Source organism: Ignatzschineria sp. RMDPL8A (genome assembly GCF_029815055.1).
Taxonomy (GTDB): Bacteria; Pseudomonadota; Gammaproteobacteria; order Cardiobacteriales; family Wohlfahrtiimonadaceae; genus CALZBJ01.
Genome location: NZ_JAPPWA010000002.1, coordinates 1,144,723 through 1,167,511 on the forward strand (window position 1 = coordinate 1,144,723; position 22,789 = coordinate 1,167,511).

The window sequence follows — 22,789 nt, forward strand, 5'->3', positions numbered from 1 at the left end:
CTTATGCTGAGATCTTTTCAATGTTCACTAAGAATGTTTTGTATTCAGGCGTTTGGGTATTGGCATCCCCAACAGCAACTGGAAGGTGGTTCGCTAAGAATCCTTTTCTAGCAACCCCGACAAAGCCCCAGTGAAGTGGAATACCGACGTGATGAATCGTACGTCCGTCCACTTGGAGAGCTTTAATACGTTTTGTAACAACGGCTTTCGCTTTGATGTAACCGCGGTTTGAAGAGACTTTAACCCAGTCTCCTTTTGCGATGCCTTTTTCAGCTGCGAGCTCTTCGCTGATCTCAACGAATTGTTCAGGCTGAGTGATGGCGGCCGCATACGCACCTTTGGTCCAGAATTGGAAGTGCTCGGTTAAGCGATAGGTTGTTCCAACATAAGGGAAATCTTTATTTGATCCTAATAGCTCGCGGTCACGATCGAAGATACGCGCAGCGGGGCTATTTTTGGTTTTAGGATAGATCGGGTTTTCATCGAGGGGGCTTTCCATCGGCTCATAATGCGTTGGGAAAGGTCCATCAACGAGTTTATCCGCTGAGAAGAGACGGCCAACACCCTCTGGGTTCATGATAAATGGACTCATCTCTGATCCAACCGGCTCGTCGACTTTAAAGTCAGGCGTGTCGAATCCAGTCCATTTTTTACCATTCCAGCGGTAGAGAACGCGTTTGTCATCCCATGGATTACCGTAACGGTCTAATGAAGCGCGGTTATAGAGAACACGGCGGTTTGCAGGCCATGCCCACGCCCAGCCTAAGGTGTTGCCTAAGCCTGATGGATCGCTGTTATCGCGGTTGGCCATCTGGTTGCCTTCTTCCGTCCAAGAACCGGCATAGATCCAGCATCCTGACGCAGTTGAGCCATCGGCGCGAAGTTCAGCAAAGCTGCTAAGTAACTCGCCTTTTTTACGGATTAATTTACCGTTTGCATCGTAAAGATCTTCAAGCGCGTATCCATTTTGCTCTTTTGTGATCTCTTCAGGGCTTGGTTTGGTGGGCTGATCATAATCCCAAGAGATGTTAAGCACAGGTTCTGGGCATGCACCGCCTTCTTCTTTATAAAGACGACGTAATTCAAAGAGAAGAAGCGATAAGATTTCCGCATCCCCTTTTGATTCGCCAGGACCATCAGCGCCTTTTTCATGCCATTGTAACCAGCGGCCTGAGTTTACGATTGAACCGTATCCTTCTGCGAACGCGTGAGCGGGCAGGCGATATACTACGGTATCGATATTTTCAGGTTTAGTGTGAACGTTATGTTCGCCATGATCTTGCCAGAATACTGAGGTTTCAGTCTCTTGTGGGTCGATCACCACCATATATTTAAGTTTCGCAAACGCTTCGCGGGTTTTGTTACTGTCTGGAACCGCCGCAAGAGGGTTAAATCCTTGACAGATATAGCCGGTCATTTTGCCTTGACGCATCAATTCAATGGTTTGGATAATGTCGTATGATTTATCCCATTTTGGTAACCACTCAAAGCCCCAATCGTTCTCTTTAGTTGCATGTTTGCCGTAGAAGGTTTTCATCATGCTGATAAAGAATTTAGGTGTATTACCCCAATAGTTCAGCTCGCCTGGGCGAAGCGCTTTTGGCGTTGTTTCCGCTAAATATTTCTCAAGAGAATCTTGGCTATCTTTTGGAAGATTTAAGTAGCCGGGAAGTTGGGTCGACAGAAGACCTAAGTCCGTTAACCCTTGAATGTTTGAGTGACCGCGAAGTGCGTTAACTCCGCCGCCTGGCATACCGATGTTACCAAGCAGTAATTGGATCATCGCCATGGTACGAATGGTTTGCGTTCCGGTGGTGTGTTGCGTCCAACCAAGTGCGTATAAAATCGTTGAGACTTTATCGGGTTTAGAATGTTCACCGAGTTTTGCTGCCACTTTAAGGAAGGCTTTTTTCGGCGTTCCAGTGACGCGTTCAACCATCTCAGGGGTGTATTGCGCATAATGTTTTTTCATCATTTGGAATACACAGCGAGGATGCTGAAGGGTTTTGTCGATTTTCGCATGACCATTTTCGTCGAGGTCATAGCTCCAAGAGGACATATCGGTATATTTTTGAGCTTTATCGTCCCAACCGGAGAAGTAACCCTCTTCGAAGTCAAAATCAGGGTGAACGATAAAGGCAGCGTTCGTATATTCGCGAACGTATTCCCAGTTGATCTTATCGTTTTCGATTAACCATGTGATTACACCGCCTAAGAATGCGATGTCACTGCCTGAACGGATCGGTGCATAATAATCCGCAACGGCCGCAGAACGGTTAAAACGGGGGTCAACTACATAGATCTCAGCGCCTTTTTTCTTCGCTTCGATCGCCCACTTAAATCCAACTGGATGCGCCTCAGCAGCGTTCCCACCCATGATTAGGATAAAGTCGGTGTTTTTAATGTCACACCAGTGGTTTGTCATTGCACCACGTCCGTAAGATGCCGCTAAACTCGCAACCGTTGAACCGTGACAAACACGGGCTTGGTTATCGATAGCGATCATACCGAGTGAGCGGAGGAATTTACCGGTAACAAATCCGTTTTCGTTCGTTCCGGCAGAGGTGACTAATGCCCCTGTTGAAACCCAGCGATTTACCGTTGTGCCTTGTTCATTTTTCTCGATGAAATTGGCATCACGGTCATCTTTCATTAAGCGCGCAATATCGCGAATCGCTTCATCCCATGAAATGCGTTCCCATTTGTCAGAACCAGGGCGACGTACTTCAGGATATTTAAGACGTTTCGGGCTGTGAATATAATCTTTCACACCGGCACCTTTCGGGCAGAGTGAACCGCGGCTTACTGGGTGATCTGGGTCACCTTCCACGTGAATGATTTCAGCTTTTGAGTTTTTCGGCTTTCCACCCATTGAGTAGAAGAGCATTCCACATCCTACTGAACAGTAGGTACAGACACTGCGGGTCTCTTTTGCGCGAAGGAGCTTATAGGTTCTCACCTCAGCTTTTGCAATATTTGGCGTCATGCCCAATGCTGCAAGACCTGTTCCTCCTAGAGTACCGGCAGATACTTTAAAAAATTGTCGTCTTGATAAACGCATAATCCATTAACCTCTCGTTGCGGGAAAAATATAATAGCTTTGGTTGACGACTACACTCGATCGAACCAAAGGTTAAATTATATAAAGTATTCAATTATAGATTGCTTAAATAGTAGACTTCCCGTTACCCACTTTTAAGCTAGAGATAGATTATAGACCTTTTTCTGAATAATCAAAGATATCAGCTAATATCTCGATTCGGACTAAGGTATACTGTATATTTTAGCTTGTCTGCCGATGAATAGATAATAAAAATATTAAAAGATGAATAAATTTGAATTAGAACGCCTACTTAATCAAAAACTCAATTCACTATCGATCAAAGATTATGTCGAAAATGGGCTCCAAATTGAGGGGAAAAGCGATATTTCCCGCATAATCACGGGAGTAACCGCTTCAAAAGATTTAATAGATCGCGCCATTACCCATAAAGCCGATGCAATTTTGGTGCATCACGGCTACTTTTGGAAGAATGAATCGCCTCTATTGCGCGGGATGAAATATCGCCGGATCAAAGCGCTCATCGAACATGATATTAATCTCTTTGCCTATCATCTCCCCCTTGATCTGCACCCAATGCTTGGTAATAATGCGATGCTCGGAAAGCTCTGGAATGTCGAAAATATTCGTCCCTTAGATGAAGAGGATGCGATGCCGCTCGTGGTGCAAGGGGAGTTAACTGCGCCGATGAGTGGAGAGCAATTTAGAGCGCTCCTTGAAACGACGCTTTCGCGTAAACCGCTTCACATCGGCGATAATGCGCCCGATCAAATTCATCGCATTGCTTGGTGCAGTGGGGCAGCGCAAGATTATCTCGAGCGTGCAGCAGAATATGGCGTGGATGCCTTTATTACCGGCGAGGTGTCAGAACGTACGACCTATATCGCCCGTGAGATGGGGATTCACTTTTATGCCGCCGGACATCACGCGACTGAGCGTTACGGTGTGAAGGCGCTTGGCGAGTGGCTTGCGGACGAACATCAGCTCGATGTTACCTTTATTGATATCGATAATCCCGTATAGCCCTTGGAAATTCGCTATAATTGCCCGTAGACAAGTCAAGCACGATCAAAGAGCCCATGAGTGACACGAGAATGAGTAACGACAAGACGCCTTTAGAGATTTCGCAACCGCCCGAGCAAGATTCGACAAAATCTGCGCCGGGAAAATCAAATGCCACCCAGCCTGGAAAAAAGCCGGCTAAAAAACGCCGTTCTTGGTGGGTGCGACTCTTAAAATGGATCGGGCTATTGATCCTGCTTATTCTTATTGCGCTCGCGGGCGTGCTCTATTTTGTGCTCGGTACGGAAAAAGGGCTCCAAGTTACGACCGATAAACTCAATCAATATCTGCCTGAATATGTCTCAATTGGCGAGTCGAAAGGGCGCTTATCCGATCGATTTGAGATTCATAATTTAGAGATTTATCTACCGACACAAGAAATTCCACTCACCATCGATTATCTTCATCTTGATTGGAAATTGGCCGATCTTTTTAAACGCCGCCTTAAAATTCATGAGCTGGTGATCGATTCGGCGGATCTCCCCATTCTTCCAAGCGGTGAAGAGTCGCCTAAAGAAGAGAGTGCAGAGAGTGATTTTTATCCCTTCTCATTTGCTAAAATTGCCTATCCCTTTATCGTCGAGATCGACCGGATTCGCGGGAATGATATCTATTTAGCGATTGGCGAGGAGCTCACTGTTGCGTCGCCTTATCTGATTGCTAATGACCTTCATTACAATGAGAAAGCGATCGAAATTGGCGGGCTTGGGCTTCGAAGCGATATTTTTGTCGGCGATTCTATTTTCCCCCTTGAGATTAATGCAAATGGCGATGTCAATATGCAGACCGATGAGATTCAGCTCAATCTCAGTGCGATCGCCATGAATTCGAAAGTCGAGGGCAATGACTTTAACTTTGCCATGGTTTCAGACCTGCACGGGCCGATTAATCAGCTCGGATTTCGCATGAATAGCCGCGTCGATTGGCTTGAGATTATTCACGACCCGGTGCTTCAAGATGTGACGCTGAAAATCATCAATCAAGAGGCGCTTTCAGGCAATGTGAAGATTAAAAACTTAAGCAATCATATTGATCTAAAGGCTGCGTGGTCGCTGCAACATCCGCTCGAACTTTACGCTGAATTGCTCCTTGATGCGCCCAATTTAAACGAGATTAATCCGCGCATTGAGGGAAGTGCCCATGGCGATTTTGAGGTAAAAGGTTATCTGCTTCGCCCCCTTGTGAAAAGTGATCTCACCATTGATAAATTTGCCGGATTTGGCGCGTCGCTCGATCATCTAAAACTGAACGCGACCCACGATGAAGAGAAGATGCTCACCGCGTTTATCGATCTGGATACCATTAAAGTTGCCGCTGAAGAGGGTGATCCACTGGTGGTTAAATCGGTTAAACTCGATGCGCTTGGGGACATTGAGCATCAGCTCGATAGTGTCCTGACTGTGAGCGATATCTCAAAAGGGCGGAAGTTTGTGGATGAGATTAAACTCACCTTTGATGGCGCGCTCACGAATCACAAAATTAATCTAACGACGCAAAGTGAATTTGGAACGCTCGATTTTGGTGGGATTGCGCGTCTGCTTAAAGAAAATGATGCGCGTAAATGGACATTTTATATCGATAAAACGGAGATTCGCTCCAACTATGCTGGCAATTACAGCCTCAAAAAGCCTACCTATCTCTATGCAGATCGCAATGAACTCTATTTAAGTAGTTACTGTTTAACCGAGCTTCCGTTTAGTTTCTGTATGGAGGGCTCGCACCGGCCTGAAAATAGTGTTGGCGTGCTCACCATTCGCAACATGTCCTCGGCGTTTTTAAAACAATATCTCCCGGAAAATATTGAGGTGGATACCCGTCTCAATGCGGTGATTACCGGTCAATATAAAACGGCAGAGGATTTTAAAGGGATTGCCGATATCTTCCTTGATAAGGGAACCGTGGGCATTATGCTCGAAGGGCGAAAAGTCGATATTCCGCTTAAATTGAGCAATATTCACGTAAGCGCAAATCCCGATCTTGTGGATGGAGCGATCAATTTTGATTGGGGCAGTTATCTTAAAATTGATGGGGGCGCGAAAATTAAGAGTGTCATGAAGGAGAATAACTCACTTCAAGGCCAAGTTGTTGCGCATATTCCGAATTTTGAGTGGCTCGGGCCGATCGTGCCTTACCTGCAAGATCTGAAAGGAAAAGTCTATACCGAAGGGCGTCTCTATGGCTCGCTGAAAGACCCGAAACTCTACGCGTGGGTGGGGATTAGCGATGGCGCGCTTTATCTGCCGAAATTTAATACTAAAGTGCATCGCGTGAACGTGGTGGGCGTCTTAAAAGATGATAAGCCTGAGGTGGAATTGCAAGGATCTCTGTACGCGGGCGATGGAAAATTGAGCTTAAAAGGCAATCTCGATTATCAAAAACTCTATGCAACCGCGGAAGCGTCAGGGAAAAACTTAGAGCTTGCCAATACCGGTAATATCAAAGCTTACGTCTCGCCGAATGTCCGTTTTAGAATGGAAAATGAGCGTTATTATGTGACGGGTAATGTTGAGATTCCAAAGTTTATCTACGCCCATGAAAGCTCTGAAAGTTCAGGGCGCGGATCGATTATTTCAGCCTCGCCGGATGTGGTCATTATCTCGAAAAATGGGGCAAAACGCGGCAGCTCCTTTATGGATGCGCTCAAGATGGATGTTAAAGTCGATCTTGGGGATGAGATCGCCGTTGGAATGGGACGATTCTTAGGTTATTTAAGTGGCGATATTCGCATTTTAAAAGAGTTCTTTAACCCAATTTCCGCAGAAGGGATGGTCACGGTGGGAAGCGGTGAATACTCCATCTATGGCCAGCGTTTAACTCTCGATAAAGGGCACGTGCAATTTTCAGGCGGAATTATTACCAATCCCGGGATTGATTTCCAAGCCTCGCGTGAAATGGAAGTCGATCGCACAGGGCGTAAAACCCGCGTCGGGGTACGGGTCACGGGGACGGCAAAACGCCCACGTTTAACGCTCTTTTCATCGCCGACGATGCAAGATTTGGCCATTGTCTCCTATCTCTTTTTAGGGCGTGAGCCAAACTTTGAGTCGCCGACGGAAAATCTTATGCTGCTTAATATGCTCCGTAAAATTGCCTCAGGGGAAGACCCGGCAGCGGAAACCATGGCAGAAAAAGTGGGCTTGACCGATCTTGGATTAACGCAAGATTACATGGGCAACATGGCCTTTGGACTTGGAAAGCAGTTTAATGAAAAACTCTATCTCGGCCTTGGAATGGGCATCGAAGAAGAGGGCGCCTACGGAACCGCGCGCTATCGCTTTGGTAAATACTTCAGCCTCGATGGGCAATTTACCACCGACAACGGCACAAGTGTGAACTTAATTTATAGTCGCGATTTTTAGTGGGTTAATAACTCATTAAATAATTTAAAAGCCTTAACGGGGAATCATGTTTTTGATTTTGGCGTTAAGGCTTTTTTTCGTCTTAAAAATGCTTTCGCTCCCTTTAAAAGGTGTGCTAGATTAAATGCTAACAAGTTAGTAAAAAGCGCTAGCGCAATTAAAAAAATAATAACAACAGACGAGAAGGAGAGAGGAATGAGTACGAATCAGACGTATGATTATATTATTGTTGGAGCAGGATCGGCGGGATGTGTGATCGCGACGACACTGATTGAGAAAAATCCCGATATTACGGTGTTACTGCTCGAGGCGGGGCCAAAAGATAAGACGCTCTTTGCCAAAATTCCTGCCGGAATGCCCCATATGATGATGAATCACACGTGGCGCTATGAAACGGAGCCCGAGCCCTTCATGAATCAGCGCCGTATGGAGGTGCCCCAAGGGAAGATTCTTGGCGGTGGAAGTACCGTTAATGGTATGGCTTACGTGCGCGGCATTGCCGAGGATTATAATGATTGGGAGGCGCGTTATGGCTGTAAAGGCTGGAATTATGAGAGTGTTTTGCCGGATTTTATTGAGTCTGAAAATAATGAGTCGTTAGCGGGTCCCTATCATGGAAATGAGGGCAATCAATATGTTTCGGAAAATCGCTATCGCCATCCGTTAAGTTTAGCGTTTATTAGGGCGGGGCAAGAGCTTGGCTACCCGTATACGAACGATTTTAATGGTAAAGATGAGGATGCGGTGGGCTTTTTCCAAACCACCACGCATAAAGGCCGCCGCGCGAGCACCAGCTATGCATGGTTAAATCGGGTGAAAAACAATCGCCGATTAACCTTAATTACCGAGTGCATGACTGAAAAAATCATCATTGAAGATGGACATGCAAAAGGTGTGATTTTTGAAGAAAATGGCTCTCGCAAAACAGTCTACGCGACACGGGAAGTGATCGTATCAAGCGGTGCTATTGGCTCGCCAAAACTGCTCTTATTATCGGGGGTTGGACCGAAAGAGGATCTAGAAAAGTTAGGGATTAACGTGGTGGTTGATTCTCCGAAGGTGGGCCATGGATTTCAGGACCATCTGCACGTCAATTTACGCGGATTACTCAAAGAGCCGATCAGCATTATTACCGAAAGTTTAGGGCTTAAAAAGATTAAAAATGGGCTTGAATGGTTATTGACGAAACGGGGCATTGCCTCTTCAAATATCTTAGAGGGTTGCGGATTTTTTGATCTTGATGGTGACGGTCGCCGCGAGACGCAAATTCACTCCTTTCCCTTAATTGAGAGCTTTGGTATGAGTGAGGGCGATGCCGATCAGCTTCTTGAAGGATTTACCCTTAAACTTGGGCATCTCTATCCGGAGTCTCGTGGAAAAGTGACTTTACGCAGCAGTAAACCGAGTGACCTGCCGGTGATTTATGGTAATTATCTATCCGAGCCATCGGATCTTAAGGCGATGGTTGAGAGTGTGAAGTTTGGCATGCGTTTTTTTGAAACGCCAGCGATGAAGGCGATTATCAGTGAGGTGGTGATGCCGACCGCGGAGGATCTGAAAGATGATGACGCGATTGCCGAATTTGTGAAAAATCAATCGCTCACCGTTTTCCATCCTGTGGGTACTTGCGCTATGGGTGGTGATGATCAGGCGGTGTTAGATGAGCGCTTACGCGTGCGGGGCGTTCAAGGATTGCGGGTGATTGACGCATCGAGCTTTCCTCATATTGTCAGCGGAAATACCAATGCACCCACCATTATGCTTGCGTATCGCGGGGCTAAATATCTGCTTGAAGCGTGTGAGAAAAGCCATGGATAAAGGTAAATCCAAAAACAATAATTATTCGCATCTGCACTTCATTCCTTGAAATAACGTTTTTTATACCCATATTGTTTAAGTAGGCCGATCGGGGATTAAGCTTTCTCGGTCGGCATCAATATTAGAAAATATAAAGAGTTAAGAACGAAGGACCCATACATGATTAATATTGCAGAGATTGCAAAAAAGCGTCACACCTGTAAAGCGTACGATAAATCGAAAAAGATCCCGAAAGAGGTGATCGATCAACTGCTTGATGTGCTTCACAATAGCCCCTCATCGGTGAATTCACAGCCGTGGCATTTTATCGTTGCGGAATCCGATGAAGCGAAGGAGCGAATTTTACCGGGCATTTCAGAATTTAATCATCCGCGCGTGCGTGATGCTTCGCATGTGGTGATTTTCTGCGCGAAAAATGAGATGAACGATGATCACTTAGCAGCGATTATTGAGCAAGAAGATGCGGACAGACGTTTCCCCGAACCTGAGATGAAAACTGCGAACGATCAAGGACGTAAATTCTTTGTGGGGCTCAATCGCACAACGAAAGAGGCGCTCTATGAGTGGGAAGAAAAGCAAGTTTATATCGCGCTTGGCAATCTACTTTTAGCAGCGGCTGCACTTGAGCTGGATTCAACGCCGATTGAAGGTTTTATTCCCGAGAAACTCGATGAGGTCTTAGGGCTTAAAGAGAAGGGCTATCACAGCGTCGTAGTGGCATCGCTTGGCTATCGTAGCGAAGAGGATTTCAACGCAGATCTCCCTAAATCACGTCTCCCATTTGACGACCTTTTCACGATTTTATAATCCGGTCGATTCGATAAACGATAAAAAACTCAAAGTGGCATTTTCTGCAATCACTTTGAGTTTTTTGTTTTTAGAGTTTTGAAAACGCTTCCCTAAGAATCATTAACATTTATTGGCAGGGAGCAGTCGAGCAAGGAGCATACCGGCAATCATAGCCGCGCCAAAAATTAACCCTTCGGGAATGCCTTGCCCAACGAGAACAAGCGCGGGAGCAGGGCAGATGCCAACAAGTCCCCAGCCGGCACCAAAGGTGAGTCCACCAATCACTAAACGGCGATTAATTGGGGTATTAGTTGGAAGATGGTGCGGTTCATTTAAGAGGGTTTTGCCACGTTTTTTCACGAGGGTTACCGCGATAAAACTCACTAAGAGGGCGCCTACCATCACCCACATGAGCGCCGGATTCCATGCGTCAAAAATATCTAAAAAGCCTTGTACGACCGCAGGATTGGCCATACCGGAAAGCAGTAGTCCAAGTCCAAATAAAATGCCTGAAATAAGCGAAATAAATGCATACATGGTAGAGCCTCCTACAGTCCCAAGAGATGTTTAATCACAAAAACAGCCATCCCGCCGGCCACCATAAAGATGATGGTCACTAACACCGAGCTTGGCGAAAGACGTGAAATTCCGCAGATTGAATGTCCACTTGTACAGCCAGAACTCATGGCAGAGCCAAGGCCGACGAGTAATCCACCAATGATAAGTACCCAGCGGTTATCGGTAATTTCAGCGACGGGCACTTCGGTAATCATGCCGTAAATCCAAGGGGATGCGAGAAGGCCTACTACAAAGAGTAAGCGCCAAAGGGTAAATCCGCAGCGGCTTAAGAGATTACCAATAATGCCACTCACACCCATGACGCGACCTAAAAAGAGAAAATAGAGCGCTGCCGCAAGCCCGATGACGAGCCCGCCGAGTAGCGCTGGAAGCGAAAAAATCGAATCCATGTCCAATCAGTCCTTTATCGTTTAAATTATTATGTTCAAATCGTGGTTTGCGGCGTTTTTATCCTGAATTACCGCAGTTATATTATAAAACTTAATCAGTATATATTATATTTTAAACGATATCGAAAATAGTGATTAAAATCCCTAAAAGTCCTGCTAAATTACTGAAAATTTTTAAAGTTGATGTCAATATAAGATTGATATAGATCTAAGAGCCTTGAATGATGCATTTATTTAGAAAAAGATCGTCGCTTTTCGCATGGATGTCAGAACTTTTTTTTCTAAATATCGTAAAATAATGAACTTTATTTTATGAGTTCGTTCATGCCTTGAATGCCTTAAGGAGAAACTATTGATGGATTGGCAGCAGATACTCTTTCACTTTTTGGGAGGACTCGGTCTGTTCCTCTTTTCGATTAAATTTATGGGAGACGGGCTGCAAAAGTCCGCAGGCAATAAACTCCGCTCCATTCTCGACCGCTTCACAACCAATCCGCTCATGGGCGTTTTAGTCGGGATTATCGTCACGGTTTTAATTCAATCAAGCTCGGGCACAACGGTGATTACCGTCGGCCTTGTGGGTGCGGGACTCATGACGCTTCGCCAAGCGATCGGCGTGATTATGGGCGCCAATATCGGAACAACGGTGACCGCTTTTATTATCGGGATCGACATTGGTGAATATGCCTATCCGATTCTACTTATGGGCTCGATTTTACTCTTCTTCTTTAAGCGCAAATCCTTTCAAAATGTGGGGCAGATCCTCTTTGGTTTCGGGGGATTATTTATCGGGCTTGACCTCATGAGTAGTGGACTTGCGCCACTTCGTCATCTTCCAGTATTTACCGATTTAATGCTCGAGATGAGCCATAGCCCGGTGATTAGTGTGCTCGTTGGGACGATTTTTACGCTCATTGTGCAATCATCGAGTGCGACGATCGGGATTTTACAAGGGCTCTATGCGGAAAACCTGATCGATCTAAATGCGGCGCTTCCAGTGCTGTTTGGGGATAATATCGGGACGACGGTAACGGCGATTTTAGCGGCGATTGGGGCAAGTGTGGTAGCCCGTCGAGCGGCGGCAGTCCACGTGCTTTTTAACGTGCTCGGTACCGTGATCTTTATGATTTTCCTCCTTCCCTTTACCCATTTTATGATCTGGCTTGCGGAGAGTTTATCCCTTGAGCCGAAGATGCAGATCGCCTTTGCGCACGGAACCTTTAACGTCATCAATACATTGATTCAGCTCCCCTTTGTGGGCGTTTGGGCTTATCTTGTGACCCGCTTAATTCCTGAGGCGAAAGAGAAACCTTCGTCAAAACAATCGCTCTATTTAGATGAGGCGATGATTACTAAATCGCCAGCCATTGCGATCGGGCAGGCGCGTAAAGAGGTGATCCATATGGGAGAGCTCAGCATTGCGGGCTTAAAAGAATCACTCCTTTATCTTAAAACCGAAGGAATCGATCATGCCGATGCGGCGCGTAAACTGGAGTCGGTGATCAATTCACTCGATGAAGAGATTACCCATTATCTTGTGGAAATTTTCCCCAATTCGGTCTCGTTAAGGGATTCCAATCATCTTCAAGCGCTCCTTAATTTGGTGTGCGATTTAGAGCGAATTGGCGATCACTTTGAGAACATTGTCGAGCAGGTCGATTACATGATTAATCGCAATGCGCTCCTAAGTGATGAGGCGAAAGAGGAGCTCTACCAGATGTTTGAGCTCACCATTCAATCAGTCGAACTTGCGGTGCTTGCGCTTCGCAATAAAGATCTCAATGTGGCGCGTCGGGTCTATGAGCTTGAGGTGTCGATTGATGAGATGGAACGCGAGCTTCGTAAACGCCATATTCATCGCCTCAATCATGGGGAATGTACGCCAAAATCGGGGCTTGTATTTACCGATATGATCTCAAATCTTGAACGCATTGGGGATCATGCCCATAACATTGCCGAAATGCTTTTTGAGAAACATCAGGATCGATGAATAAACGATAAAGTAAGCGAGCGCCCGCGGAAATGATTAAAGATTAATCAGCGGCGACAATAGTTGCGATTTTTCTTAATTGTTCGCTACACTTGATTCTTGATCGACTGCTCGATCATAGATCATGCTCCTTATATGATCATTTTGCCCGTACCCTGAGTGCGGGCTTTTTTATGCGCATAAATTGATGAAGCGCCGAATTAATTAAGATAATCCAAGATTAGCGAAGTTTAAGAAAGGCTTTGTTATTGCCGTTAGTGTGAAGTTATCCCATAATAAGGCGATGAACGGACGATTTTAGTCATCTTAAATCATAAGGAGCGGACGGTGAAAAAGAGTAAGGAATCGAACAATCGTGGAAAGGGGCAGCCTAACAGAGGATTGACGTTGCCACTAGCGATGGAGTTTTCCATTTTAGAGAAAGATAATCCTGAATTTGGCCGTCATGTGGAAATTCCTAAAAATGGTTTTTTAACCTTTGTTGGCCCGAATGGCTCGGGGAAAAGTCATCTACTTCGCGGGCTTTTTGCAGCCTTTATGGAGAAAAAACGCAGCGGTGAGATGGGGCGGAAAAAGGTGCGCTTTCTCTCATCGGGGCGACTGATGGAAGATGATATTATCAAGCGTCGCGGACTGCTCGAAGAGTATCGAACCCTTCAAGAGCGGGCCGATGTACAGCTTAAAGTGCGGGCGCGTCTTCGTGAGAGTTTTAAGCGCGATATTAATCTGCATTGGGGCATTAATGGACTAGAGGTTAATTTTGAGCATGAGATTCACCTCGATAAGCCGGAAAAACGCCTCGGGTATACCATCGGGCAGGAAGCCTCGGGGCTGGTGCACCTTGTCGGGCTTTTAACCGCGCTCTATAACGATGAGATCGGGGTACTGATTATTGACGAGCCGGAGATTTCACTCCATCCGCAATATCAAAATTTTATTCTCCAAGAGATGCGCTCGGTGTGCGGTGAGCCCCGTTCGAACAATAATAAAAAGATTATTATTTTGGCCACCCATTCGCCAGAATTTTTAGAGCTTAAATATTTAGAAGAGGATATTTCTTCTTTTTGCGTTTGTGAAAATATTGCCAAAGGGCCGATCCAGATCACTGAGATGAAACCTGAATTTGAAGGCAGTACCTTTCTCTACCGCATCAGTTATCAGTATAAAAAAGCGCTCTTTGCGAAGACGATACTGCTAGTGGAAGGGGATACTGATGAGCTCATTTTACGCGGGCTTGCGGAAAAGCTTGAATATGACCTTGAATCCCGCGGGATTGAGATTGTTGCCGTGGGCAGTAAAGAGGATTTTCGCGCGGCGATGGCCTTTTTTAGAGAGATCAATAAAGAGGTGCAACTCCTTGCAGATATCGACTGGTTGGTGGACAAACCGAGCCAAATTGATGAGGTCTTTGGCTGGGATTTAGGCTTTCGTAAATCGGTCGAGGTGCTGTTATCCGAGCCGTGGCCCGATAATTACCGCATGCGCAACGCGCTCCGCAATCACTCGTATAGCTTTGGGCGCTATCGGGCCATTTTAAATTATCTTAAACCCAAATTTGATCAAGAGCGGCTCAATACCCTAGAGGTAATCGCGTTTTTAGAGAAATCGGACTTTGATTATAACGAGCTAAAAAGTTTTGAAACGGCGCTTCGTCGCGTCTCATTTTGTGAATTATTACGGGATTCAACGGAGATGCAAGAACGTATGGATCGGCTTGAATCACGCGGGGCATTTTTAATTCGTGTGGGTGAGATTGAGTCCTGTTATCTCTCGGATAGGGTACAGAAAAAGCGGCTCTGGGCCCATCAAGAATATCGCCTTATTCAGACGCTTCCGGTCAATCGCTTAGAGAAAAACTATGGTGATCTCATTCGTTGCCTGCAATATTGTGGCGATGAGCCTGAAAATATTGAGCTCCATATGCTGCACAATCGCCTCAATTTGCTACTGATGAGCCTTAGTAATGATTATCAAAAAGGGCAAGATCTCTCCTTAAAACGCCATGTCTTTCAAGCCAATGAAGAGGGCATTTTTGAGGTGAAATCTTTGGGGGATGAAGGGGAAAAGGTGCGCATTGCGCTGCGTAAATCGATGTTCCCCGAGCTCTATTTTAGTTTAGTGTTTGCACTCACCGATTCGCCCGTTGAGATTAAAAATAAAATTGATGACATTTTCCACCGCATGGGATTGCAGGTCACGCGGGGCAGGTAACACGAGGATAATCGTCCATCGTGGTATTTAATGCGATCGATAACCATTCTTAAACAATAATCTTTTAAGGAAATTTATCCTTTTTTACACCATAAAATAAGGAATTGACATTGAATGGGGTTAAATAGAGACATACCAAAAATAAATGAAATTAATTATTTGGCAGTCGACAAAGGATCTTATTATGAAAACTCGGAATGTGTTAGTTGGAATTGGTCTGCTCTCTGTGGGAGTGTGGCTAATTAATTTATGGCTTTACCCCTATGGGCAGATGAATGTATGGAATATGCGCAATGAGCTCGTTTTTTTAACGGGGATTTTGGCCTATTCGATGATGGGGCTCATTATGGTGTTGGCGCTTCGCCCCAAACTACTCGAGCCGATGTTTGATGGACTCGATAAGATGTATCACCTCCATAAATGGGCGGGAATCTGGGCGATTATTTTTGCGATCGCGCACTATTTAATTCGTGAAAGTAAAGGCATTTTGCTCCTCTTTTTTGAGAAAGGCGGTAAAAAAGGTGCCGGCGGTAATATCGATCTTCCTTGGTTTTTTGAGTGGTTACGCTCGTTTAAAGGTGACGCAAAAGATATCGGGGAGATTATGGTTTGGGTGCTTGCAGCGGTTCTTGTGATCACGCTCTGCCGTAAAATTCCCTATCATATCTGGCGCTATACTCATAAATTGATGGGCGTTATTTTCATCGCCATCGCGTTTCATACCATTGTGCTCTCACCGCCAACCTTTTGGACACAACCGGTGGGCTGGCTCTTTGCGGTGATTACTGTTGTGGGTGTAGTGGCTTCAGTGATTTCACTCTTTGGCTGGATCGGTAAAAAACATCAACATGCAGGAAAAATCTTAAATATTACCCGTCATGAAAATGATCTGATTGAGATCGATTGTGAACTTAAAGGCGAGTGGCATCATAAAGCAGGGCAATACGCATTCTTAAATCACCGTTATTTTAGTGGCGCGCACCCCTTTACCATCTCATCGGCGGATTGTGGCAACGATTGCGTACGCTTCTCGATTAAAGATTTAGGCGATGGCACTCATAGACTCTTTACCCATGCGAAAGTGGGCGATCCGATCCGTGTGGAAGGGCCTTATGGGGAATTTATTTTAGAAAATGCGTCGAGCCCTCATCAAGTGTGGATCGGCGGCGGAATTGGTTGTACGCCCTTTACCGCATGGCTTGAGCAGTTAAGTCGTGAAGTGGAAGGAAAAACGGAATATCACGCGCCAAAAGTAGACTTTTACTACTGCATTAAAAATGAATCAGAAGCCCATCTTTTACCCCGATTAGAAGCGCTGTGTGATTCGCTTCCGAATGTAACGCTTCACCCGCATTTAAGCGATGAAATGGGTTATCTCACCGCAGATAAACTACCGATTAAAACCGGCAAAGAGGATGTTGAAGTGTGGTTTTGTGGCCCGGTTGGGTTTGCTAATGCCCTTAAACAAGGTTTGAAAGGTAAAGGCTTTAATACGGAAAAACGCTTCCATCAAGAAAACTTCGCGATGCGATAAGATCAATAGAGATGAGTCTTTAAATGTGAAGAATTAAAAACGAAGATAAGGGACGGTAAGTGCGAAGAGCGTTACCGTCCCTTTGCGTTATCGGGTATAATAGAGGGGTTATTTTTTATCGCGAACTTTATGGGAGAATACTATGAGTGAAACCATCACCCCGTTACATCGTCCTCGTCGCATGCGTCGTAATACGGCGATTCGTCAATTGGTGCAAGAAAACTTTTTTGATCTCAACGACCTCATCGCTCCGATCTTTATCGAAGAGAATTTAGAGGAAAAGGTCGCGATTCAAACGCTTCCGGGCATCTATCGTTATCCTGAAACCGATCTTGCCAAAGAGATTTTAGAGCTGAAAGCGCTCGGCATTCGTTACGTTATGCCTTTTGGAATTTCGCATCATAAAGATGATGAGGGCAGTGATACGTGGAATGATGATGGCCTACTTGCGCGCATGATCCGTACTATCCGTGAAACGGCGCCTGAAATGGTGATTATCCCTGATATCTGTTTCTGTGAATATACCTCGCATGGCCATTGCGGTATCGTGCATGAGGGTTGCGTGGATAATGATAAAACCATCGCCAATTTAGCCAAACAAGCGGTCACAGCAGCGAAAGCGGGCGCGGATATTTTAGCTCCTTCAGCGATGATGGATGGGCAGGTTGCCGCCATTCGTGAAGCACTTGATGAAGCGGGTTACGAGCACGTGGGCATTTTAGCGCACGCCATTAAATTCTCATCGGCATTTTACGGGCCTTTCCGTGAAGCGGTCAACTCAGAGCTTAGCGGCAATCGTAACGGCTACCAAGCGGATTATGCAAACGGTCGTCAAGCGATGATTGAAGCGGAACTTGATGAAGCGGAAGGCGCGGATATCTTAATGGTTAAACCGGGCACGCCGTACCTTGATCTCTTAGCACGTCTTCGTGAGCGTACCGATCTTCCCCTTGCCTCTTACCAAGTCGGCGGTGAGTATGCTGCGATTAAATTTGCCGCACAAGCCGGTGCTCTCAATGAGAAACAGATTGTGGTGGAGACCTTAATTGGGTTTAAACGTGCGGGCGCGGATATGATTGTGAGCTACTACACCAAAGAAGTGGCAGAATGGCTTAAAAATGGCGAGATCGATAGCTTGAGTCACTAAGCTGAATCATAATCAGATATTCGATTGTATGAATCATAAAAAAGCTAAGTCTTTCAAAGAGGCTTAGCTTTTTCTTTTGTCCGTTTAAATGGAAATCGTTAAATGTCCCCTTGAGCGCTGTATTCTTCATAAAAAAAGCGAAGATTGGCACCAATGGAGGTAAGCGGTTTAATGGGGATCGGTTTTCGTTTCCCTTCATTCATTAAAAAGCGCAGTTCGGGGCTCTCAATATTGTGTAAAAGATCGGCCATATAGTAGCCAAGATAGGTCCCCCGTGCGACGCCGACGCCATTACAGCTCATAATGGCATACACGTTGTCATCGAGCTTGGTAAAGAGCGGGGTAAGGTCGCGAGTCAGCGTTACCTGTCCGCCCCAAGTGTAATCAAAATCAGGGTTACCTAAAAAAGGAAAGCGGGCTTTAAAACTTTTTATGTGCATGTGGCGTGCATATTTTAAAAACTCTCGGCTGCTGCGCATTTTTGGCTCATAATCAAATTTATTGCGGATAAAAATCCGATCATCGTGGGTAAACCGAACGGTAGTACCCGCAGGATGCGCGGAGGTAATTCCCCAAGGTTTGATCGCGTTAAAATAGTGCTCTTTGACGCTTTTAGGCAGCGGTTTTGTCAGGCTCGCATAGGTAAAGCAGGGGACGAGCGTATTTTTGAGTTTGCCGAGCTCCTCAATATAGCCGCTATTGGTTTGGATCATCACATGGGCGCAAAAGCGTCCCGCGCGAGTATAGAGCGTATGGGGTGAATTATATTCGATCTCCGTTACCGGCGTCTCTTCAAACAGATGCACATTCTCCGGTAAGAGCGTTGCAATGCCACGAATGAGCGCCGCAGGGTTAACTAAAATATTATCCGGCGTATAGACGGCGGAGCGATAATAGCTCGTGCCGAGCCGCTGATTGAGTCTGTTGCCCTCAATATATTCAAATGGAAGATTGAGCTTTTCGAGCATTGTCATAAAGGGGCGAAGACGAGGTTCATTTTTTTCTTCATGGGCCGCGAGATATTTCCCGGCTTGTTGCCAGCCACATTCGATCTTGCCAAGATTTTTATAATATTCGAGCCGTTTAATCGCAAAGAGATTTAAGCGGTGAATCATCGAGCTCTTTTCAAGCGCTTTTTGATCGAGCTTTAAGGTATGCGGTACATCGATGATAAACCCTGCATTTCGCCCAGAACTCCCCTCACCAACGCGAAGCGCATCCAGCAGTAAAATCGACGCTTCCGGCTCACGTTTCGCAAGCTCAATGGCGAGCGATATCCCGGTAAATCCCGCGCCAATAATCGCATAATCGTACGGCGATTTAAGGCCTTTGGGCTTCTCAAATCGAGCGGTTTGACTGTTGCGATTGTGATAGGGCGAGGTGCGAACCCAGCCAATTTTTCCATCGAGGCGAGGCAAGCGCTTAATGGTCTTCATGAATCATTCCTTTTACGCGGGTGAATGGGAGCGGTAAGGATTCATTATATTCACGTTTAGGAAGGTTTGTCATTAAAGAGTGCGAGATGCGTCAAGTTTTGCGCAAATAGACTATCTTGATGATTTTTAATAAAATTTAATCCCGTTTACACAACTAGATGAGTCGTTAAAATTTGATACGAAAAGAGCAAGAAAATGAGCGCTACTAGCGTATTGCCAACAGTTCCAAGCCACGCGTGTCCCTTAACAAATTGCATTAATGCCGAGCCACCAAAAATAAGTGCTGAGAGATAGCTTACGCTAATGAGCATCAAGATCGACGCTAAAATAAGAAAGGGCAGATAGGTTGGGGTGAAACTGGGGTCGATAAATTTATGGAAAAAGACAAAGAAAAAGAGCAGTGCTTTGGGATTAGTCAGGCTCAGTAATACCGCTTTTAGAAAGGGGTTGCGTTCTTTGTTAAGGGTTTTAAATTGCAGTTCTGAGCGATTATCAGGATTACTAGGATTGTCAGCGGGAATCTCAGTTGACGGGATTTTTGCGCTGTTACGGCGCTCTAAGAAAGATTTTCCATAGGTGCCATAGAGAATTTGCGCGGCTAAAAAGAAGAGAAAGCCGGCACTAAAGTAGCGCATCGGCGTTAGCATGAGCTCAGGGTGTTCATTGATAAAGGCAGCAATGCCGATATAGACCGCAAGCATAATGAGCGAATCCCCAAAAAAGACGCCCAGAGCGGCTTGATAGCCCTTTTTAACCCCTTTTTTTATCGCGGTGGTGAGAACGAAAATCGAATTGGGGCCGGGGACTAAAATAATCGCAAGGGCGGCTAAAACGTAATGCTCAATATCAAAAATGCCTAAATTTTCAAACATAATTTGCGGAATGCTCACCTAATGACAAGATTTAATAGAATAAATCGAAGATAAAAAAGAGGAGAGCGGATTAGGGCTCTCCTCGGTATTTTGTAATCGTTATAACGGCTATTTTAGCAAACTTTTTTGAAAATAAGGGTTAAAGTTTGTTAGGATCGTCGATCTTATTTTGCATGCACATCGCGGTGACGGTATTGCGAAGGAGACACGCGATTGTCATCGGGCCAACGCCGCCGGGAACAGGAGTGATAAATTCTGCATTTTCACTTGCGCCTGCAAATTCAACGTCACCCACTAAACGAGTTTTTCCTTCAGCGGTTTCAATGCGGTTAATGCCCACATCAATGACGGTTGCGCCTTTTTTGATCCAGTCGCCTTTAATGAGTTCCGGCACGCCGACAGCCGCCACGACGATATCCGCCGCTTGGCAGAGCTCTTTGGTATTTTTGGTGCGTGAGTGCGCTACGGTTACCGTACAGTTTTGCGACAGTAATAGCTGCATCATTGGTTTGCCGACGATGTTTGAACGCCCAACGATCACCGCATGTTTGCCAGAAAGATCTTTACCTAATTTATCTTGCAGTAACAGAAGTGAGCCAAGTGGGGTGCAGGGAATTAAATTGGGTTTACCGATGGAGAGCTGGCCGATATTGATCGGGTGGAAGCCATCGACATCTTTAAGTGGATCGATACTGTTTAACACGCGCTCTTCATTGAGGTGTTTTGAGATCGGAAGCTGCACTAAAATCCCGTGAACGCTCGGATCATTATTGAGATCATCGATCAAGCTTAAGAGCTCTTCTTCGGTGATATCCGCTGGTTTACGATAGGTGACTGAATTGAAGCCACACTCTTTGGCAAATTTCTCTTTATTGCGTACATAGACCTGGCTCGCAGGGTCTTCGCCCACTAAAATCACCGATAGACCGGGCGTGATCGAGTGCTTTGCTTCAAGCTCGGCCACTTGGGTTTTAAGGGTTTCACGAAGATCAGCTGCAAAGGCTTTTCCATCAATAATTGTCGCCATGGGGGTTCCTTCCTATATAGTTTAACGGGAGAGCTCTCGGTGTTTGAGAGTGACTAAATAATCGTGTTCGCTTAGCTCATCATGCAGGCGTTTTGCGAGATAGACGGAGCGATGTTGCCCGCCGGTACAGCCGATGGCAATGGAGAGATAAGCGCGCGTGCCTTTCTCAATGGTGGGAATCCATTTGAAAAAGAACTGGCGAATGTCTTGGTAATAATCGAGGATATCCGCTTTGGTGTTAAAAAATTCGATGACCGGCTCATCAAGCCCAGTAAAATCCCGAAGTTCACGATTCCAATGGGGATTGGTGAGGCATCGCGCATCAAACATAAAATCCGCATCTAAAGGCGGACCATTTTTAAACCCAAAGGATTGAATCTGAATAATGAGGCGATTGCGCTGATTTAATAGCTGAGAAATCAGGGTGCTGCGAAGCTCGTGAACATTTAAAAACGAGGTGTCGAGAATGACATCGGCGCGTTTTAAAATCGGTTCTAAAAAGGTGCGTTCATAGAGAATTGCATCGAGGAGCGCTTGGCGTTTATTGGCAAGCGGATGTTTTCGCCGGGTTGCACCATATCGTTTTAATAAAACCTCATTGGAGGCTTGCAAAAAGAGCAGTTTGACGGCGAAATTGGGATTATCGCGAATGCGATTGAGAATATCATCCGAGCCCTCGAGATCTTCCGGAAAACCGCGAGCATCAAGCCCAATTGCGAGTTTACGCATATTGTGATTTTCGGTGATCTTATCTAAAAAAAGCTCCAAAAAACTTAAGGGCAGGTTATCGACACAGTAAAACCCTTCGTCTTCGAGCGTTTGCAGAGCGATCGATTTTCCTGAACCTGAAAGACCGCTGACAATCAACAATTGAATCATGGTATTGGGATATCAGTTAGAGATGCGTTGATTATTAAAGCGTTCATCATACCAACTTTCGCCTTAAAGGGTAAGTCGCCGAAGATTTATTTTATCTTAAGATTAAGAGAGTTAAATGATGGAAATTTGACTATTTTTTAGCGCGCGACGAGCGTTTTTTCGGGGATGCCTTTTTTAAGATCTCTTTTGCTGAAACCCGCTTTTTCCCGCGCTTTCCGCGAGAACGTAACCCTTCTTTTTCCATCGTGTAGCTCAATAACGCCGTGAGCGCACACATGAGCGATAAGGTGAGCGCAATCCAAACGGCATACTCTTTATAAAAGGCATTTAGATGGGCTTTGCCAAAGGGGAAGGTGGGAAACAGCCAGAGAAAAAATGGCCACGCAAGGACCGCAAGGCCGAGATGAAATTGCCACGGAAACCAGACCCATTGCCCAAAAATCCCGTCATAATCATAATGATTTTTCGGTTGTGCCAAGAGCTGTTTATTTGGATTCGGTTCGGTGGCCATGCCCTGTTTCATCTCCTTGAGGTTATCTTATAAATAGTATTGCAGATCGTGTTACGGATCGAAAATCCTCTCGATCATATCGGGTTTTAAAAATCTCTGCGAATCATTGATGGATTTATTGACAG

16 protein-coding genes are annotated in these 22,789 nt (G+C 45.5%); 8 read left to right on the forward strand and 8 right to left on the reverse strand.

The annotated features are described in order from the left end of the window. Position 1: 1 nt before the first annotated feature. Positions 2-3,061, reverse strand: a complete 3,060-nt coding sequence (gene fdnG / locus OXI21_RS06780; protein ID WP_279618802.1) for a formate dehydrogenase-N subunit alpha — start codon at positions 3,059-3,061, stop codon at positions 2-4. A gap of 264 nt (positions 3,062-3,325) precedes the next feature. Here fdnG and OXI21_RS06785 point away from each other — a divergent pair, with 264 nt between their 5' ends. The 4 genes from OXI21_RS06785 (at position 3,326) to nfsB (ending at position 10,107) form a co-directional block, all read left to right on the forward strand. Continuing rightward, positions 3,326-4,084, forward strand: coding sequence for a Nif3-like dinuclear metal center hexameric protein (locus OXI21_RS06785; RefSeq protein WP_279618803.1), 759 nt, complete (start codon positions 3,326-3,328; stop codon positions 4,082-4,084). 56 nt (positions 4,085-4,140) lie between these two features. After that, positions 4,141-7,482, forward strand: coding sequence for a translocation/assembly module TamB domain-containing protein (locus tag OXI21_RS06790; protein ID WP_279618804.1), 3,342 nt, complete (start codon positions 4,141-4,143; stop codon positions 7,480-7,482). 195 nt (positions 7,483-7,677) lie between these two features. Beyond that, positions 7,678-9,300, forward strand: coding sequence for a GMC family oxidoreductase N-terminal domain-containing protein (locus OXI21_RS06795; protein WP_279618805.1), 1,623 nt, complete (start codon positions 7,678-7,680; stop codon positions 9,298-9,300). A gap of 162 nt (positions 9,301-9,462) precedes the next feature. Continuing rightward, positions 9,463-10,107 carry an oxygen-insensitive NAD(P)H nitroreductase gene (gene nfsB, locus OXI21_RS06800; RefSeq protein ID WP_347815520.1) on the forward strand — a complete coding sequence of 215 codons (645 nt, stop codon included), beginning with the start codon at positions 9,463-9,465 and terminating at the stop codon, positions 10,105-10,107. A gap of 102 nt (positions 10,108-10,209) precedes the next feature. Here the strand turns inward: nfsB and OXI21_RS06805 are convergent, their stop codons facing one another. Next, positions 10,210-10,626 carry a DUF6691 family protein gene (locus OXI21_RS06805; protein ID WP_279618807.1) on the reverse strand — a complete coding sequence of 139 codons (417 nt, stop codon included), beginning with the start codon at positions 10,624-10,626 and terminating at the stop codon, positions 10,210-10,212. An 11-nt stretch (positions 10,627-10,637) separates the two neighbouring features. After that, the gene (locus OXI21_RS06810) at positions 10,638-11,057 is read right to left on the reverse strand and encodes a YeeE/YedE thiosulfate transporter family protein (RefSeq protein WP_279618808.1); all 420 of its coding nucleotides are present in this window, start codon (positions 11,055-11,057) and stop codon (positions 10,638-10,640) included. Positions 11,058-11,412: 355 nt separating this feature from the next. Here OXI21_RS06810 and OXI21_RS06815 point away from each other — a divergent pair, with 355 nt between their 5' ends. The 4 genes from OXI21_RS06815 (at position 11,413) to hemB (ending at position 17,939) form a co-directional block, all read left to right on the forward strand. Next, positions 11,413-13,047 carry a Na/Pi cotransporter family protein gene (locus OXI21_RS06815; RefSeq protein ID WP_279618809.1) on the forward strand — a complete coding sequence of 545 codons (1,635 nt, stop codon included), beginning with the start codon at positions 11,413-11,415 and terminating at the stop codon, positions 13,045-13,047. Positions 13,048-13,374: 327 nt separating this feature from the next. After that, positions 13,375-15,258, forward strand: a complete 1,884-nt coding sequence (locus OXI21_RS06820) for an AAA family ATPase (protein ID WP_279618810.1) — start codon at positions 13,375-13,377, stop codon at positions 15,256-15,258. A gap of 184 nt (positions 15,259-15,442) precedes the next feature. Next, the gene (locus OXI21_RS06825) at positions 15,443-16,792 is read left to right on the forward strand and encodes a ferric reductase-like transmembrane domain-containing protein (protein ID WP_279618811.1); all 1,350 of its coding nucleotides are present in this window, start codon (positions 15,443-15,445) and stop codon (positions 16,790-16,792) included. A 142-nt stretch (positions 16,793-16,934) separates the two neighbouring features. Continuing rightward, positions 16,935-17,939, forward strand: coding sequence for a porphobilinogen synthase (gene hemB / locus OXI21_RS06830; RefSeq protein ID WP_347815494.1), 1,005 nt, complete (start codon positions 16,935-16,937; stop codon positions 17,937-17,939). A gap of 98 nt (positions 17,940-18,037) precedes the next feature. Here the strand turns inward: hemB and OXI21_RS06835 are convergent, their stop codons facing one another. From OXI21_RS06835 to OXI21_RS06855, 5 genes are all read right to left on the reverse strand, one after another. After that, a complete protein-coding gene (locus OXI21_RS06835) occupies positions 18,038-19,375 on the reverse strand; it encodes an FAD-binding oxidoreductase (RefSeq protein ID WP_279618812.1) in 1,338 nt (445 codons plus the stop codon). A gap of 146 nt (positions 19,376-19,521) precedes the next feature. Continuing rightward, positions 19,522-20,247 carry a leucine efflux protein LeuE gene (gene leuE, locus OXI21_RS06840; protein WP_279618813.1) on the reverse strand — a complete coding sequence of 242 codons (726 nt, stop codon included), beginning with the start codon at positions 20,245-20,247 and terminating at the stop codon, positions 19,522-19,524. Between the two features lie 139 nt (positions 20,248-20,386). After that, a complete protein-coding gene (folD, locus tag OXI21_RS06845; RefSeq protein ID WP_279618814.1) occupies positions 20,387-21,274 on the reverse strand; it encodes a bifunctional methylenetetrahydrofolate dehydrogenase/methenyltetrahydrofolate cyclohydrolase FolD in 888 nt (295 codons plus the stop codon). A 21-nt stretch (positions 21,275-21,295) separates the two neighbouring features. After that, a complete protein-coding gene (rapZ, locus tag OXI21_RS06850; RefSeq protein ID WP_279618815.1) occupies positions 21,296-22,153 on the reverse strand; it encodes an RNase adapter RapZ in 858 nt (285 codons plus the stop codon). Between the two features lie 130 nt (positions 22,154-22,283). Then, positions 22,284-22,676 (reverse strand): hypothetical protein, encoded by a 393-nt coding sequence (locus OXI21_RS06855; RefSeq protein ID WP_279618816.1) that lies wholly within the window; start codon positions 22,674-22,676, stop codon positions 22,284-22,286. Between the last annotated feature and the right edge of the window lie 113 nt (positions 22,677-22,789).

Excerpts from the sequence above, each read along its gene's own strand:
- fdnG (WP_279618802.1), bottom strand. The coding sequence starts at position 3,061 with ATGCGTTTATCAAGACGACAATTTTTTAAAGTATCTGCCGGTACTCTA.
- OXI21_RS06785 (WP_279618803.1), top strand. The coding sequence starts at position 3,326 with ATGAATAAATTTGAATTAGAACGCCTACTTAATCAAAAACTCAATTCA.
- OXI21_RS06790 (WP_279618804.1), top strand. The coding sequence starts at position 4,141 with ATGAGTGACACGAGAATGAGTAACGACAAGACGCCTTTAGAGATTTCG.
- OXI21_RS06795 (WP_279618805.1), top strand. The coding sequence starts at position 7,678 with ATGAGTACGAATCAGACGTATGATTATATTATTGTTGGAGCAGGATCG.
- OXI21_RS06805 (WP_279618807.1), bottom strand. The coding sequence starts at position 10,626 with ATGTATGCATTTATTTCGCTTATTTCAGGCATTTTATTTGGACTTGGA.
- OXI21_RS06810 (WP_279618808.1), bottom strand. The coding sequence starts at position 11,057 with ATGGATTCGATTTTTTCGCTTCCAGCGCTACTCGGCGGGCTCGTCATC.
- OXI21_RS06815 (WP_279618809.1), top strand. The coding sequence starts at position 11,413 with ATGGATTGGCAGCAGATACTCTTTCACTTTTTGGGAGGACTCGGTCTG.
- OXI21_RS06825 (WP_279618811.1), top strand. The coding sequence starts at position 15,443 with ATGAAAACTCGGAATGTGTTAGTTGGAATTGGTCTGCTCTCTGTGGGA.
- hemB (WP_347815494.1), top strand. The coding sequence starts at position 16,935 with ATGAGTGAAACCATCACCCCGTTACATCGTCCTCGTCGCATGCGTCGT.
- OXI21_RS06835 (WP_279618812.1), bottom strand. The coding sequence starts at position 19,375 with ATGAAGACCATTAAGCGCTTGCCTCGCCTCGATGGAAAAATTGGCTGG.
- leuE (WP_279618813.1), bottom strand. The coding sequence starts at position 20,247 with ATGTTTGAAAATTTAGGCATTTTTGATATTGAGCATTACGTTTTAGCC.
- folD (WP_279618814.1), bottom strand. The coding sequence starts at position 21,274 with ATGGCGACAATTATTGATGGAAAAGCCTTTGCAGCTGATCTTCGTGAA.
- rapZ (WP_279618815.1), bottom strand. The coding sequence starts at position 22,153 with ATGATTCAATTGTTGATTGTCAGCGGTCTTTCAGGTTCAGGAAAATCG.
- OXI21_RS06855 (WP_279618816.1), bottom strand. The coding sequence starts at position 22,676 with ATGAAACAGGGCATGGCCACCGAACCGAATCCAAATAAACAGCTCTTG.